12 protein-coding genes are annotated in these 14,554 nt (G+C 64.3%); 6 read left to right on the plus strand and 6 right to left on the minus strand.

Features of this window, described 5'->3' with window-relative positions; translation table 11 throughout:
• Positions 1 to 2 precede the first annotated feature (2 nt).
• A complete protein-coding gene (gene imuA, locus IRZ56_RS16365; RefSeq protein WP_196145889.1) occupies positions 3 to 623 on the minus strand; it encodes a translesion DNA synthesis-associated protein ImuA in 621 nt (206 codons plus the stop codon).
• The gene (gene lexA / locus IRZ56_RS16370) at positions 623 to 1,240 is read right to left on the minus strand and encodes a transcriptional repressor LexA (RefSeq protein ID WP_196145890.1); all 618 of its coding nucleotides are present in this window, start codon (positions 1,238 to 1,240) and stop codon (positions 623 to 625) included. Before lexA ends, imuA begins: the two co-directional genes overlap by 1 nt.
• A 194-nt stretch (positions 1,241 to 1,434) precedes the next feature.
• On the opposite strand from lexA, the gene IRZ56_RS16375 reads away from it, so the two are divergent.
• From IRZ56_RS16375 to IRZ56_RS16395, 5 genes are all read left to right on the plus strand, one after another.
• The gene (locus tag IRZ56_RS16375) at positions 1,435 to 2,109 is read left to right on the plus strand and encodes a TetR/AcrR family transcriptional regulator (protein WP_196145891.1); all 675 of its coding nucleotides are present in this window, start codon (positions 1,435 to 1,437) and stop codon (positions 2,107 to 2,109) included.
• Between the two features lie 585 nt (positions 2,110 to 2,694).
• Positions 2,695 to 4,314, plus strand: a complete 1,620-nt coding sequence (locus IRZ56_RS16380) for a methyl-accepting chemotaxis protein (protein WP_196145892.1) — start codon at positions 2,695 to 2,697, stop codon at positions 4,312 to 4,314.
• Between the two features lie 29 nt (positions 4,315 to 4,343).
• Positions 4,344 to 5,504, plus strand: a complete 1,161-nt coding sequence (locus tag IRZ56_RS16385) for a porin (protein ID WP_196145893.1) — start codon at positions 4,344 to 4,346, stop codon at positions 5,502 to 5,504.
• A gap of 10 nt (positions 5,505 to 5,514) precedes the next feature.
• Positions 5,515 to 5,919, plus strand: coding sequence for a phosphate ABC transporter substrate-binding protein (locus IRZ56_RS16390; RefSeq protein ID WP_196145894.1), 405 nt, complete (start codon positions 5,515 to 5,517; stop codon positions 5,917 to 5,919).
• Between the two features lie 178 nt (positions 5,920 to 6,097).
• On the plus strand, positions 6,098 to 6,655 hold the full coding sequence (locus tag IRZ56_RS16395) for a TetR/AcrR family transcriptional regulator (RefSeq protein WP_196145895.1): 558 nt from the start codon (positions 6,098 to 6,100) through the stop codon (positions 6,653 to 6,655).
• A gap of 87 nt (positions 6,656 to 6,742) precedes the next feature.
• Here IRZ56_RS16395 and IRZ56_RS16400 read toward each other — a convergent pair whose 3' ends face one another.
• The 3 genes from IRZ56_RS16400 to IRZ56_RS16410 are packed head-to-tail and all read right to left on the minus strand — an operon-like array spanning position 6,743 to position 12,419.
• Positions 6,743 to 8,146: an efflux transporter outer membrane subunit gene (locus tag IRZ56_RS16400; protein ID WP_196145896.1), complete on the minus strand. Its 1,404-nt coding sequence runs from the start codon at positions 8,144 to 8,146 to the stop codon at positions 6,743 to 6,745.
• Entirely contained in the window at positions 8,146 to 11,271 is a 3,126-nt protein-coding gene (locus IRZ56_RS16405) for an efflux RND transporter permease subunit (RefSeq protein ID WP_196145897.1), read from the minus strand. Before IRZ56_RS16405 ends, IRZ56_RS16400 begins: the two co-directional genes overlap by 1 nt.
• Before the next feature lie 14 nt (positions 11,272 to 11,285).
• Positions 11,286 to 12,419 carry a MexC family multidrug efflux RND transporter periplasmic adaptor subunit gene (locus IRZ56_RS16410; protein WP_196145898.1) on the minus strand — a complete coding sequence of 378 codons (1,134 nt, stop codon included), beginning with the start codon at positions 12,417 to 12,419 and terminating at the stop codon, positions 11,286 to 11,288.
• 94 nt (positions 12,420 to 12,513) lie between these two features.
• Between IRZ56_RS16410 and IRZ56_RS16415 the strand changes: the two genes are divergently transcribed.
• Positions 12,514 to 13,080: a TetR/AcrR family transcriptional regulator gene (locus tag IRZ56_RS16415; protein WP_196145899.1), complete on the plus strand. Its 567-nt coding sequence runs from the start codon at positions 12,514 to 12,516 to the stop codon at positions 13,078 to 13,080.
• Positions 13,081 to 13,141: 61 nt separating this feature from the next.
• Here IRZ56_RS16415 and IRZ56_RS16420 read toward each other — a convergent pair whose 3' ends face one another.
• Entirely contained in the window at positions 13,142 to 14,455 is a 1,314-nt protein-coding gene (locus IRZ56_RS16420) for a PucR family transcriptional regulator (protein WP_230390415.1), read from the minus strand.
• Positions 14,456 to 14,554 lie beyond the last annotated feature (99 nt).

A 14,554-nucleotide genomic window follows, 5' to 3' on the forward strand; every position in this document is an offset into this window, starting at 1 on the left:
CATCAACCCCGCCCCGGGCAGGCGATGGGGGTGGCCGGCGGCAGGCCGCCACGGCACTTGAGGACCCGCCACTGGGCAGGCCGGGCATCGATGGCGATACGCAAGGCCGCAGGCGAGGGATTGTGCGCGGCTTGCTGCGGTCGGCAGGCGAAGGCCAAGGCCTGGCCGGTCTCGGCAGCCACCTGCAGGCGCCGCAAGGCGCGGTCATCGGCACGCTCGGGCCAGCACAACACCGCTGCACAACTGCCGGAACGCAGGCACTGCTCAGCCGCCCACAAGGTATCGGCCGGTGCCGCCTGGACCTGGGCCAACCAACGCAGGTCGACCCCTGCCGCCTGCCAGGCCGGGGCATAGGGGATGAACGGCGGCGCCACCAGCACCACCCGCCCACCCTCGCCGGTAAGACGCGCCAGGCTCGGCCAGAGCAGCTGCAGCTCGCCACAGCCCGGGCTGGCCAGCAGCAGCTCGCTGAGCGCAGCCGCCGGCCAGCCCGCGTCGGGCAGGCACTCGTCAAGCGAGGCATGGCCGGTGGGCTGCAAGCCCTGCGGCCGAGCCTGGGCCTGGCGCCCGCGCCATACCCGGCGCTGGTCGAGCAGGCCGTCGAGGTCGACTACCGCGCCCATCAGTCTCGCCTCAACAGGCCACAGAACACGCCTTCGATGACGAAATCCCGATCCGGTGCCACATCGATCGGCGCATAGGCGGGGTTGCGCGGTAACAGGCGGTAGCCACCCGGGATGCGCTGCAGGCGCTTGATGGTCACCTCACCATCCAGCCGGGCGACCACGATCTGCCCGTCGCGGGCCTCGCCCTGCTGGCGGATGCCGACCAGGTCGCCATCGAAGATGCCGTCGTCGATCATCGAGTCACCGCGCACCTTGAGCAGGTAGTCGGGGGTGCGGCGGAACAGGCTGGGGTCGAGCAGCAATTGTTCATGGATGCCCAGGTCGGGGCCGATCGGCGCACCGGCCGCCACCTGGCCCAGCACCGGGATCTCGAGGATCTCGGGGCGGCGCAACGGTTCGGCCAGGCGGATGCCACGGGCCTGGTTGGGTGTCACGTCGATATGGCCAGCCTGGCTCAGGGCGACGATGTGCTTGCGTGCCACGCTGCGCGAGGCGAAACCGAAGCGCTGCGCGATGTCGGCCAGGCTCGGAGGCTGGCCGTGATCGGCGATGCGCTCGCGGATGAACGCGAGAATGGCGCGGCGTTTGGGGGTCATGTTGTCCATGGAGTACATTTGTACTCTTTTCGTAGAGCACTGAACAGCCCCCTTCGTCGCTACCTTGGCTATCTCGCCCGAGCGATCAGCACTGGAAACACAAAAGCCGGTAGGTAAAAAGCCCGAGTCTCGCCAACCACTGACATCGCACGCGTCGGCTGTGCTGTGGCAAACTGCCGGTTCTATTGGTTGACCGATGAAATCGCCTCCCTATGCCTGAAGCACACCCCCGCTCTGCTCCCAACGCCAAGGCCAATGAAAGCGAATCCGAACCGCTTGCCCGTCGCGGGCGCCCGGTTGGCGATCGCGACGCCAAAAGGTCCGAGCTGCTGGCGGCGGCGATCGCGGTGATCGCGCAAGAAGGCTATGCCGGCGCTACCATGCGCAAGGTGGCGCAGCACGCCGGGTGCACCACAGGCGCGGTGACCTACTACTTCGCCAACAAGGAAGAAATGGTCAGTGCCGTTGCGCAGACCCTGTTCGATAAGGTCGACGCACTGCTGGACATCGACCTCGATCAGGTCGACATCAAGTCGCTCATTGAGCAGTGGCACCAATGGATCAGCCTTGACGAGCCAGGCAACTGGCTTGCATGGCTGCAACTGCTCACCCATGCCCGGCACCAGCCCGCGTTCGCCAGCGTCATCAAGCAGCGCTATACCAACTTCCGCGAGGTGGCCACTTCGGTGCTGGAGGCCGGCCAGCGCCAGGGCCAGATCCGTGAAGATGTGCCGGCCGATGTGTTGGCCGATCACATTGCCGCGTTCAGTGATGGCTGGCTCATGATGCTGCCTTTCGAATCCGAGCCTGTCAGCGCAGAGCGCGGGAAGGCCTTGATTGACGCCTTCATTGTCATGATTTCTCCCCCCAAAAGCGCCAAGTCCTAAGTCGCCTCCCGGTAAACCCGGCGCCTTCCCAGGAAGGCGTCACCCCACCAAACCGCTCGGTCTTCGCCGCCTTCCGTCGTCGCGCAGCCGTCGCCCCGCGCCTTGCCGATCCAACCCAAGCACCAGGCCCCGATAGCGCCTGCCCTGCTTTTTTGCAGGCTCTGGCGCCATTGCGTCTTGCATGTAAGCAAAACTCCTGTATTTTACAAAACACTTGATATAACAAATAAAACACAACCAAGTGGCAGGAGCGAAAATGGGCTTTAGCACCAAGACGCTGTCGCGGTCCGAGCAGGCATGCCAGGGCTGCCGGCTCCTTATTCCACAAAGACGCAGGTTGTCTGAAATGGACGACCTCACCTTCCCCCACCTCTCCCAACCTGGCCTCGGCCTGACCCTCCACGCAAGCGGGCGGGCAATTCGCAACGGGGCACGGAGGGGCGCCATGATCACGTAACGCCAACTTCCGAAGGACAGCCCTTTGTCCGACGCGTAGCGATAGCAGGCCCTGCCAACAGCGCACCGGCTTTTGCGGCCCTGCTTGCCTGCGATTTGCCCTTCGTCCCGACGAGGCCCGCACAGCCCATGTTCAAAAACATCTCGCTCACCTTGAAACTCTTCCTGCCACCCGCCATCGCCCTGTTCGGCCTGTTGCTGTTCGTGGGCTACACCGCGGTGCAACTGGACGACAACGACAGCCGATTGGTGTCGCTCGAAAAACAGCGCTACCCAACGCTGGAAGCTGCCGACAACGTGATCTTCCAGTTTTCCCGCCTGCCCGGCCTGCTCAACAGCGCCGTGGCAGCGGGCGAGCGGGACACCTTGGATGAAGCGAGCGACGTGCTGGCCGACGTCCATGCACGGCTGCGCGACCTGGAACCGCTGACCGCTGAACGGGCCGACCGACACCGGGAGCTTCAAGCCTGGTCGGCGGCGATCAAGCGCTACGCCGATAACGCGCTTGCCTCCTCCGGCCAACTGCTCGACGGGGCCGCGTTCGATGATTTGCGCCCCCATTTCGACCGCATGGCCAGCGACCTCAAGAACGCCCAGGCGCTGGGCGAACAGTTTCGCAGCCACGCCTACGCCGACTTCCAGAGCAGCTTGACCCAGGTCCGCGCCGACAACGCCACCACCACGCACGTCGGCTACCTGCTCAGCTTTTGCCTGCTGCTGTTGGTCAGCGCCAGCGCGGCCTGGGTGATTCGTCAGGTCATGGGCAATGTCCGCGGCGTCATCGCGTCGCTCAGGACCATTGCCAGCGGCGATGGCGACCTGACCCGCCGCGTGCATGTCGACTCCTCGGACGAAATCGGCGAAATGATCGGCCTGTTCAACGGCTTGCTGGACAGCCTGCAAGGCACCCTGCGCCAGGTCATCGAAACCGCCGCGCCCCTGGAGCAGATGTCCCGCGAGCTGCACCGGCTCACCCAGGACGCGGAGGACAGCGCGCGCTCGCAGCAGGAGCGCACCGAGTCCATCAGCCGTGACATCGACACCATGACCAACAGCATTCAGGAAGTGGCACAGCGCTCCGGACAGGCCTCCGAGCAAGCCAGCGCCGCGGCGCGCCAGGCGAACGAAGCCAGGCACAACATCGACAGCCTGTCCTCCAGCATCGGCGACCTGGGCAACAGCGTGCTCGGCTCGGTGCAGGCCATGGAACAACTGGAAGCAGAAACCCAGCATGTCGGCTCGGTGCTGACGGTGATCCGCAGCATCGCCGAACAGACCAACCTGCTCGCCCTGAACGCCGCCATCGAGGCGGCACGGGCCGGTGAGCAAGGGCGAGGCTTCGCCGTGGTCGCCGACGAAGTGCGCAACCTGGCCCAGAAAACCGCCGCTTCCACCGCGCAGATCCAAGACATCATCCAGCGCCTGCAAAGCAGCGCCAGCGGCGTCTTGCACGCGATGAACCTGAACGGCGAGAAGGCCAGAACAAGCATCGAGCGCTCTGAACATGCCACGCAGACCCTGGAGGCGATTACCAAGGCCGTTCGCCAGATCGATGAGTTGAACGCCGGCATCGCCCGTTTCACCAATGAGCAGATCGGCCTTTCCCGTTCGATCCAGCAAGACACCGAGAAGCTGCAACAGGATACCCAGGCCACCACGCAAGGTGCCGACGCCACCGCACGGCTCGGTGAGCAATTGGTCGGTACGGGCAACCACCTTCGCAGCGCCACCGCTCAGTTCCGCATTTGACCCTTACCCACCACAAGAGCAGTTGAAGCATGCAAGGCATTAGAGCACTCGGTATCGCAGGCCTTATCGCGACCACCCCGGCAATGGCCCTGGACCAGGGAGACTATCGATTCAATGGCTTCGGCACTGCCGGCCTCACCCACCTGGGAGGCGAGGGTCAAGGACGGAGCTTCGGCATCAGCGGGCAGACCACGGACGCCTGGCGCGGTGACCAGCTCTCCCGGCTGGGCGGCCAGCTCCAATATGGGCTCACCGACACGCTGGGGATGACCGTGCAGGGCACCCTCAAGCCGGAACAGGACACCTGGAAAGGCAACCTGGAATGGGCCTACCTCTCCTGGAAGGCGACCGAAGGCCTGACATTGCGCGCAGGGCGGCTGCGCCTGCCGATCTACATGTACTCCGAAACCCTCGACGTCGGCGTCACCCACCCTTGGTTGCGGCTGCCGGATGAGGTCTACAGCCAGGTCCAACTGAGCAACTACGAAGGCGCCGATGCCCTCTACACCCTGCCCACCGGCATCGGCTCCGTGACGCTCCAGGTGGCAGGCGGCCAAGCCGCCAAGCGCAACCTGTTCGCCATGGATGATCTGTACGACATCGACTACAAGAAGATCTTCGCGGCGAATGTCAGCCTGGAAACCTACGACTTCGGCACGCTGCGCGTCGGGTATGCCGAAGCAGACATCGACACGGACCTCAGCGCGTCGGTGGTCGCCCCAGGGGGAGCGCCCACGCGTGTCGACTTCCTGAGCCTGAACCGCAAGAAAGGCCGCTTCGCATCCATCGGTTACCAGTACGACAACGGCACCTGGGTCTCCTCAAACGAGTGGACCAGCAACAACACCGAAGGTGACCAGCAAGGCAGCATCGATGCCTTCTACCTCATGGGCGGGCGCCGTTTTGGCGACGTGCTGCTCCACCTCACTTACGCTCAGCTCGACGAAGACGCTGGCCGCCAGAGCTCCTGGACCTACGGCGTGAACTACAACCTGGCGCCGAACTTGGTGCTCAAGGGCGAGTACAAGCGGGTGGACACGCGCGGCAACGGCTACCGCGGCACCTTCGTGCAGAACGCCCAGGAGGCCTTCGACCAGGCAGTCTTCGCGGCCAGCAACGGTGCCGCCGGCACTCCTTCGCACAACTACGACGGCGATATCGTCAGCGTCGGCGTCGATTTCGTCTTCTAAGGAGCGCCACATGAAACCACTCATCACCGCAGTATTCGCCGCAGCCCTGGCCACGGCCTGCACCCTGGCCCGCGCCGAAGTGGCCGTGATCGTGAATGCCAGCGCCAGCGCCGCACCGTCCCAGGCCGAGGTGGCCAACATATTCCTGGGCAAGAACACCAGCCTCAAGGGCCTCGACCAGAAAGGCTGGAACACCACCAAGGAAAGGTTCTACAGCGCGCTGACCAACAAGAACGAATCTCAGCTCAAGTCGTACTGGTCAGGCCTGGTGTTCACGGGCAAGGGGCAACCACTGCAGAGCGTGGAGGATGACGCCGCAGTGATTGCCAGAGTGGGCAGCGAGTCGAATGCCATCGGCTATGTCGACACCTCGGCCGTCAATGACAAGGTCAAAGTGCTCTTCACCCTGCCCTGAGCTTCGCCGCCTCCCTCGACCTGGAACGCCGAGGGAGGCGGTGCCTTGGTGCCCGCAAGCAAGGACCCGCACGGCTGCGACCTGCAAGCCTTGGTTGAGCCATTATTTACTCAAATGGGTGCCCTATGAGCCGTTTTCCTTCACAATGCCTGCACACTATGCAGTGTGGAATCTTCTGATGCACCTCCCTACCGATGAGCGCTTGCTCAAAGCGCTGGCCGACGCGATCGTCGTCCACCCCCGAGCCACCTTGAAGGAGCTGGCCGAGGCGGCGGGCGTGAGCAAGGCGACCCTGCACCGTTTCTGCGGCACCCGTGACAACCTGGTGAACATGCTGGAACGCTATGGCGACCAAGTCCTCTCCCAGGTCATCGGCAACGCTGACTTGCACGGCAGCGAGCCGACCGCAGCCCTGCATCGCCTCATCGTCGAGCACCTCAAGCATCGCGAAATGATGATCTTCCTGCTCTTCCAGTACCGCCCGGACTCGTTCGACGACAGCGAAGCGAACCGCCCGTGGCGGGCCTATGCCGACGCCCTGGATGCCTTCTTCCTGCGCGGCCAGCAGGCGGGGGCTTTCCGTATCGATATCAGCGCGGCGATCTTCACCGAAATGTTCCTGAGCATGGTGTACGGCATCGTCGATGCCGAACGACGCGGGCGAGCGGCCAGCGCGACGTCCGTGCAGACGCTGGAACTGATGTTCCTCGACGGCGCTGCGGCACCCGCCCGCTGACCTGACTGCGTACGCTTTAAAAAAAAGGCCCCAGGGTATTGATCCCTGGGGCCAAGTGGCTGGACATGCCAACCAAAGGAGGCTATTTCAGCCCTTGCTCGGCCAGCCGCCGCCGAGTGCGCGGAACAGGTCGACCAACGCCAGTTGGCGCTGGGTACTGGCTTCGATGAAGGCCGCTTCGTTCACGTAGCTGTTGCGCTGGGCGTCCAGGTAGCGCAAATGGTTGTCCACTCCCCCCTCGTAACGTGCCTTGGCCAGCGCCAGGGTCACACGGCTGGTATCGGCCAGTGCCCTTCGCGCAGCCTGCTCGCGGCGCAGGGTGTCGGTGGCGGCCAGCGCATCGGCCACTTCGCGGAAGGCCACCTGGATCGCGCCTTCATAGGCGGCCACAGCCGAGTCCTTGCGTGCCTCGGCCAGGCTGAGCCCGGCCCGGTTGCGCCCGGCGTCGAACAACGGCAGCGACAATTGCGGCATGAAGGTCCAGCTACGCGAGCCTCCGTCGAACAGCCCGGACATCTGCGCACTGGCGGTCCCAAAGCTGCCGGTCAGGCTGATACGCGGGAAAAACGCTGCCCGCGCCGCGCCAATATTGGCATTGCGCGCACGCAGCCGGTGTTCGGCGGCGAGGATATCGGGGCGACGCTCGATCAATGCCGAGGGTGTACCCGGCGCAATGTCATTGAGCACCATGGGCTCATCCGAGCGCTCAGTGGGCATCGTCTTGGCCGCTTCGGCGCTGCCCAGCAACAGCACCAGCGCATTGTAGGCCTGGCGTTGTTGGCGCACGGTGACCTCAAGTTCGGCACGAGACTGCTCGACCAGCCCCAACGCCTCCTGATGGTCCAGCGCCGTGGCCGTACCGGCAGCGCGACGCTGACCGACCAACGCCAAAGAGTCCTCGCGGCTGGCCAAGGTCTGGCGGGTCAGCGCCTGGCGCCGCTCGGCACCGTCCAAGGTCAGGTAGGCCTGGCTCACCTCGGCGATCAGGGCGATGCGCGCGGCACGCGCGACTTCCTCGGTGGCCAGGTACTGTTCCAGTGCCGCATCGCTCAGGCTTTTGACACGGCCGAACAGGTCCACTTCGTATTCCGGCAGCGACAACCCCACCTGATAGGTGCTGCTGACCCCTTCGCGGCCATCGCTCGAAAGCGTCGACGGCAGGTGCTGGCGATTGCCCGCGGCGCTGGCGTTCAGCCCCGGCACCCGGTCGGCTCGCTGGATCCGATATTGGGCACGGGCCTGCTCGATGTCGAGCAGGGTCTGACGCAAGGAGCGGTTGTTGTCCAGGGCACGGGCGATCAGCTGACGCAGCACCGGGTCGACGATGAACGCCTGCCACTGCAACTGCTCCACCGAACGGCCAGCATGACCGGCAGCATCGCCCCACTCGGCCGCCACCGGTGCTTCTGGGCGCTGGTAGGTGGGCGCCAGGGAGCAACCGGTCAAGGTCAAGGCCAGGGCCAAGGGAAGCACACGATTGAATGTGATCATCACTTGGCTACCTCGACCGGTTGCACAGGTGCGGGCTTGCGCTTGAGCAGCGTCAGCACCCAGACGAAACAGATCGGCACGAACATCACGCCTAGCAAGGTGGCACTGAGCATGCCGCCGATCACACCGGTACCGATGGCGCGCTGGCTGGCGGCTCCCGCGCCGGAGGCGATGGCCAGTGGCACCACGCCGAGGATGAACGCCATGGAGGTCATCACGATCGGACGCAAACGCAGGCGCGCGGCCTCGATGGCGGCGTCGCACAGGCTATAGCCCTTCTCCCACAGTTCTTTGGCGAACTCGACGATGAGGATGGCGTTCTTCGCCGCCAGGCCAATGATGGTGATCAAGCCGACCTTGAAGTACACGTCGTTGGGCATGCCGGTGAGCGTCACCGCCCACACCGCACCCAGGGCACCAATCGGCACGATCAACATGACTGTCAGCGGGATCGCCCAGCTTTCGTACAGCGCCACCAGCAGCAGGAACACCACCAGAATGGCCAGGGCGAACAGGCTGGCCGCCTGGCCGTTGGACACCTTCTCCTGGTAGGAAAGGCCCGTCCAGGCGTAGCCGATACCCGGCGGCAGCTCGCTGACCAGGCGCTCCATCTCGGCCATCGCCTGGCCGGTACTGTGCCCCGGCGAAGCGTCGCCGGCGATGCGGATAGATGGGTAGCCGTTGTAGCGCACCAGTTGCACCGGCCCCTCTTCCCACTGGGTGGTGACGAAGGCGCTGAACGGCACCTGCTCGCCATTGACATTCGGAGCATAGAGGCGCAGCACGCTTTCGGGGGTCATGCGTTCGCCTTGCTCAGCCTGCACCACCACGCGCTGCTGGCGCCCGGCATTGGTGAAGTCGTTGATCACCGCCGAACCGAAAGCGGTGGCCAAGGTGCTGTTGATGGCCTCGAAGCTCACGCCCAGCGTTCGGGCTTTTTCCCGGTCGATGTGCACGCGCAACTGCGGCGCCTCGGCCAGGCCTTCCATCATCGCGTAGAGAATCACCGGGTTGCCGTTGGCACGGGCCAGCAGTTGGTCACGGGCGGCGAGCAGTGCTTCACGGCCAAGGCCGCCACGGTCCATCAGACGCAGGGCGAAACCTCCGGAGTTGCCCAGGCCGTCGATGGGCGGAGGCATGACCGCGGTGATGGTGCCGTCACCGTTGGCGGCGAACTGGGCATTGATCGCTGCCGTTTCCGCCTCCGCCGATTGCGTCTTGTCACGCTGCGACCAGTCCTTGAAGGTGGGGAACGCCAGCGCGGCGTTGTCGCCCTGGCCCGAGAAACTGAAGCCGCTGACGATGAACGAGTTGGCCACCGCCTCACGAGACATCAGGAATTTTTCCAGCGTCTCGGCGGTGTGGTCGGTGCGTACCCGGCTGGCGCCTGGCGGCAACTGTACGTCGACGACGCTGTAGCCCAGGTCTTCAGCTGGCACGAAGGCCTCCGGTAGACGCAGGTAGGAATAGCCCAGCACCACCAGGATGCCGACATACGCCAGCATCCAGCGCCCGGCACGCGCCACCAGCTCGCTGTTGAGCAGCGAATAGCGCTCGGTGATACGGGCAAAGCCACGGTTGAAGGCACCGAAGAAACCGCCCTTCTCATGATGGCCATGGGGCACCGGCTTGAGCAGCGTGGCGCACAGCGCTGGGGTGAAGGTCAGGGCCAGGAAGCCGGAGAACAGGATCGAGACAGCCAGAGACACAGAGAACTGCTGGTAGATCACCCCCACCGAACCGGACATGAACGCCAAAGGCAGGAATACCGCCGCCAGCACCAGGGTGATACCAATAATGGCCCCGGAAACCTGCCCCATGGCCTTGATGGTCGCCTCCACCGGCGATAGGCCTTCCTCGGCCATCAAGCGCTCGACGTTCTCCACCACCACGATGGCGTCGTCCACCAGGATGCCGATGGCCAGCACCATGCCGAACATGGTCATCATGTTCACCGAGAAGCCGAGCAGCTTCATGATCATCAGTGTCCCGAGCAGGCACACCGGTACCACGATCGAGGGCACCAGGGTGTAGCGGACGTTCTGCAGGAACAGGAACATCACCAGGAACACCAGCACCATGGCTTCGATCAGGGTGTGGATCACCTTCTCGATGGCCACATCGACGAAGCGCGAGGTGTCGTACGGCACCGAATACTCGACCCCTTCGGGGAAGAACTGCGACAGTTCGGCCAAGCGCTCCTTGACCTGCGTCGCGGTCTGGATGGCGTTGGCGCCCGGCGCCAGCTGCACCGCGCCGGCCACCGCCGGGTGGCCGTTCAGACGTGCCGACAGGTTGTAGTTCTCGCTACCGATGGCCATGCGCGCGACATCCCCCAGACGCACGCTGGAGCCATCCGGGTTGGCGCGCAGGACGATGCCGGCGAAAGCCTCCGGCGTGTCGAGGGTGCCATGCACCGCCAGGGTGGCGGTCAGCTCCTGCTCGCTGGCGCCCGGCGTGCTGCCGAAGCTGCCGGCCGGTACCTGGACGTTCTGGCCGCGAATCGCCGTGTTGATGTCGTCGATGGACAGGCCATAGCCCACCAGTTTCTGCGGGTCCACCCAGACCCGCATGGCCGCTTCCGAGGCGAAGAACTGCAGCTTGCCCACGCCAGGCACGCGCAGCAGTTCGTTGTTGATGTTACGCGCGGCATAGTCGGCCAAGGCCGTGGTATCGCCACGGTTGCCGGCCGTGCTGGTCAGGGCGTAGATCAGCAGGAAGCCGGAACTGGCCTGCTCGACTTTCAGCCCTTGGGTCAGCACCGCCTGAGGCATGCGCGCCTCGGCCTGTTTCAAACGGTTCTGCACATCGACCTGCGCCATGTCCGGGTCGGTGCCTGGCTCGAAGGTCACCATCACTTCGGCCACGCCGTTGGAGTTGTTGGTGGACTCGTAGTACAGCAGGCCCTTGGCGCCATTGAGCGACTGTTCGATGATGCTGGTCACCGACTCCACCATGACCTTGGCCGAAGCGCCGGGGTAGGAGGCGGTGATGGAAATCTGCGGGGGCGCCACGTTGGGGTACTGGGCCACAGGCAAGGATGGAATCACCAGCAGGCCCGCCAATGAAATGAACAACGCCACGACCCAGGCGAAGTTCGGGCGATGGATGAAGAACCTGGACATCTCACTTCCTCGCATCACTGAACAGCAGCCGTTTGTTTCTGCACTGGCGCCACCGGCATACCGGGGGCCAACCCTGCCGGGCTGCCGACGATCACCTGATCACCCGGCTCCAGCCCCTCGGTAATCTGCCAGCGCGAGCCCTGCATCACGCCGGTTCGCACGACGCGTGCCTCAGCGAGGCCATTGGCGGCGACCAATACCCGCGCCTGGCCGTCACTGCCTCGCTGGACCGCACGCTGGGGGACCAGGATGGCGTGGTTGTCGGTGCCTTGAGGCGTGCGCACGCGCACATACATGCCCGGCAAGAGGGTGCCGTCCGCGTTATCGAAACGCCCACGCAGGGTGACCTGGCCGGTACCGCGGTCCACACTCACATCGGTGAACATGAGCTCGCCCGAGCGCTGGAAATCGGTGCCTTCCACTTGCGCGGTCAGGCGCTGGCTGTCGGCCGAAAGTGCGCCGTCCTTCACCGCTTGTCGCAGGCGCAGCGCGTCAGCAGCAGACTGCGTGAAGTCGATGTAGATTGGGTCGAGTTGCTGGATACGCGCCATCAGCGTCGCATCCCCCTGCCCCACCAACGCGCCTTCGGTGGCCAGCGCACGGCCAATGCGTCCGGAGATCGGCGCAGTGACAGTGGCGTAACCCAGGTTAAGGCGTGCGGCCTGCACATCGGCCTGCGCGGAACGCACCGCCGCACGGGCACTGCGCAACTCGGCAGTGGCGCTGTCGAAGTCCTGCTGGCTGACCGCCTCGATCTTGACCAGCGGCTCATAGCGCTTCACACGTGCCTGGGCTTCCTGCTGCACGGCCTGGGCACGGGCGAGGTCGGCCTCGGCGCGGGCCAGGGCGGCCTTGAACGGCGCCGGGTCGATCTGGAACAGCACATCCCCCGCCTTGACGTCAGCCCCTTCCTCGAAGCGCTTGTGCAACACGATACCCGGCACCCGCGCCCGCACCTCTGCGACGCGCATCGGCTCGACCCGGCCCGGCAACTCAGCGGCCAAGGTCACTTGCTCGGAGGCCAACGTCACGATTTCCACCGGGTAGCTCGCATTGGCTGCACCGTCCTGCTCTGCTGCGGGCTCGCACCCGGCCAAGGCAATCGCCACAGCGAGTACGCCCACTCTTATCGAACCTGTCTTGCCCATCACTCACCCGAGCCTTGATTGAAAACGGGGCGAATGCTACTTTTCAAACCCAGATGAGTCAATAATGTCTCATAAAAATCAAACAAGACTCCTCATGACCACTTCAGGCTTCCCACCTTCATCGCTTCCCGCCAAGCTGGTGAATGCTCTCTATGCCGCTGCCGCCTTGCGGCCCAGAGCGTCCATGGGTGAACTGGCGGCGTTGGCGGGCATCAGCCGGGCCACCTTGCACCGTTACTGCGGGACGAGAGACAACCTCGATAGCCAGCTCGAACAGCACGCCAAAGACACGCTGATGCACATCCTCGACAACAGCGATACGTTGGCCTCCACAGAGCCCCTGGCCGCGTTGCGTCAGTTGATCCACGCGCACCTGGCCCAAAGTGAACTGATCGCATTCCTCGCCTCCCGTTACCCTGTGCACATGAGCGTGCAGCACGACCTGCGGTTCTATCTGGAACGGCTCGATGCATTGTTCTTCAGCGGCCAGCGACAGGGTGTATTTCGCGCGGATGTCACCGCGGCATTGCTGACCGAGATGTTCGTATCGCTGTTGCATGGCATGGTCGATGCCCGCCAACGAGGGCGCGCGCCAAGGGAGAGTGCAACGGTGCTGGAGAACGCGTTCTTGCAGGGCATTGCAGCGCGGGCGCCCTGTTGAGCGCCCGCATGGGGGGCAACAGCCGTGAGGCCGCTATTGCGTCAAAGGTAGGGAATGAACGCTATTGCTCGTCGCCATCGAGCGGCGTACTCCAGATCACCAGCTCAAGGGCAGCGGCGATCTGGATGCGATGGTCGGCAAGCGGGACCGGCAGCAGGTCCTGGGCGCGCTCCAGTCGGCGCAGCAAGGTGTTGCGATGCGTACCCAGTACCTCGGCGGTCTGGGTGATGTTGCAGCCATTGGCCAGGAAGGCGTGCAACGAATGCTGAAGTACCGTGGGCTCGGTCGCCAAGCGCCCCAGGGTGCTCAAGACGAACTGCCTGGCCGCGCGGGCATCTTGGGTCATCAGCGACACCATCCTCACCTGATCGATCGTGGCAACGGCAGGTGAACCCGCCAACCGGCCCATCAACCGCTGGGTGGTCAAGGCTTCCAGGTGCGAGCGCCGGAAGCCATTCATCCCCGCGCCCGCCGAACCGATTGCCGCGCGTATCTTGGGAAATTGTCGAGCGACACCTTGCAAAAGGTACAGGTCCAGCGGCTTTGCCGCATTGCACCAGGCCCACAGGGTCGCAGGGCCGGCGAATACGATCAGAGGCGCTACCGTACCCGTGAGCTGCGCCAGGGCTCGCGCCATATCTTCCAGGGGGCGAATCTCGGCGTCCGGGGTTTCGCTCCAGACGAGGCAGGCGTGATGCCTCTGAGCCAGGCTGTAGCCCAGTCGCCTGCCAAATTGCTCGGCGTCCACATCCCTGCCGTCGAGCAGCCGGCTGACGAGGCTGCGTTTATCGATAGGGTCGTCATGGGCCTGGGCGCTCTTTTCTTCGAGGATGATCTGGGTCACCACACGCATGTTGCTGTCGATGAACGTAGAGATCGACCGCGACGAGACCTCCAGGAACTCCGCGAGCAGCGCGGGATCCTGCGTCAGGCTGAAGGCCATCTTCATCCACAGGTCCCAGGCTGCGTTCTGTGTCGACCTTGCGACATTCATCAGCAGCTCGGAGAGCCCCCTGCGGGCGAGCTCCCTGGCCGTGTCCACCATGTCAGCAGACACGTAGGGCTCCACCGGCTCCCCAGGGCGCTGCAGATTGGCATTGGCCCAGTGCAGCAACTCTGCCCGATTGGCGCGCCGGCACGCGGCGAGGATGACCGGATCCTCCAGCAACTTGGCATCTTCCGGTGTAGAAAACAGTGCCTGGTTCAGGCGCTCGATCCACTCGGGCGGCAGCGCCTGAGCGAGTTCGGCGCCTTTGCGCATGAGCTCGCGAACGGCTTCCGAGGGGCGTGGCCAGGGGAATGGCGTGCTGGTCATGATCAGTGCAAATCGCTCAAAAATCGTCTGGTAAATGGTGCAGTACGTACCTTGGCTCAAGGCCAGTGGAAACCTAGCATGAACTCACTGCCTGAACAAAAAATACAAGGAGGCACCGTGACGCTTCATGTCCCTTTTTTGGGTTTAGCGCAGTGGCAA

It is taken from the genome of Pseudomonas guariconensis (assembly GCF_015680235.1).
Classification (GTDB): Bacteria; Pseudomonadota; Gammaproteobacteria; order Pseudomonadales; family Pseudomonadaceae; genus Aquipseudomonas; species Aquipseudomonas guariconensis_A.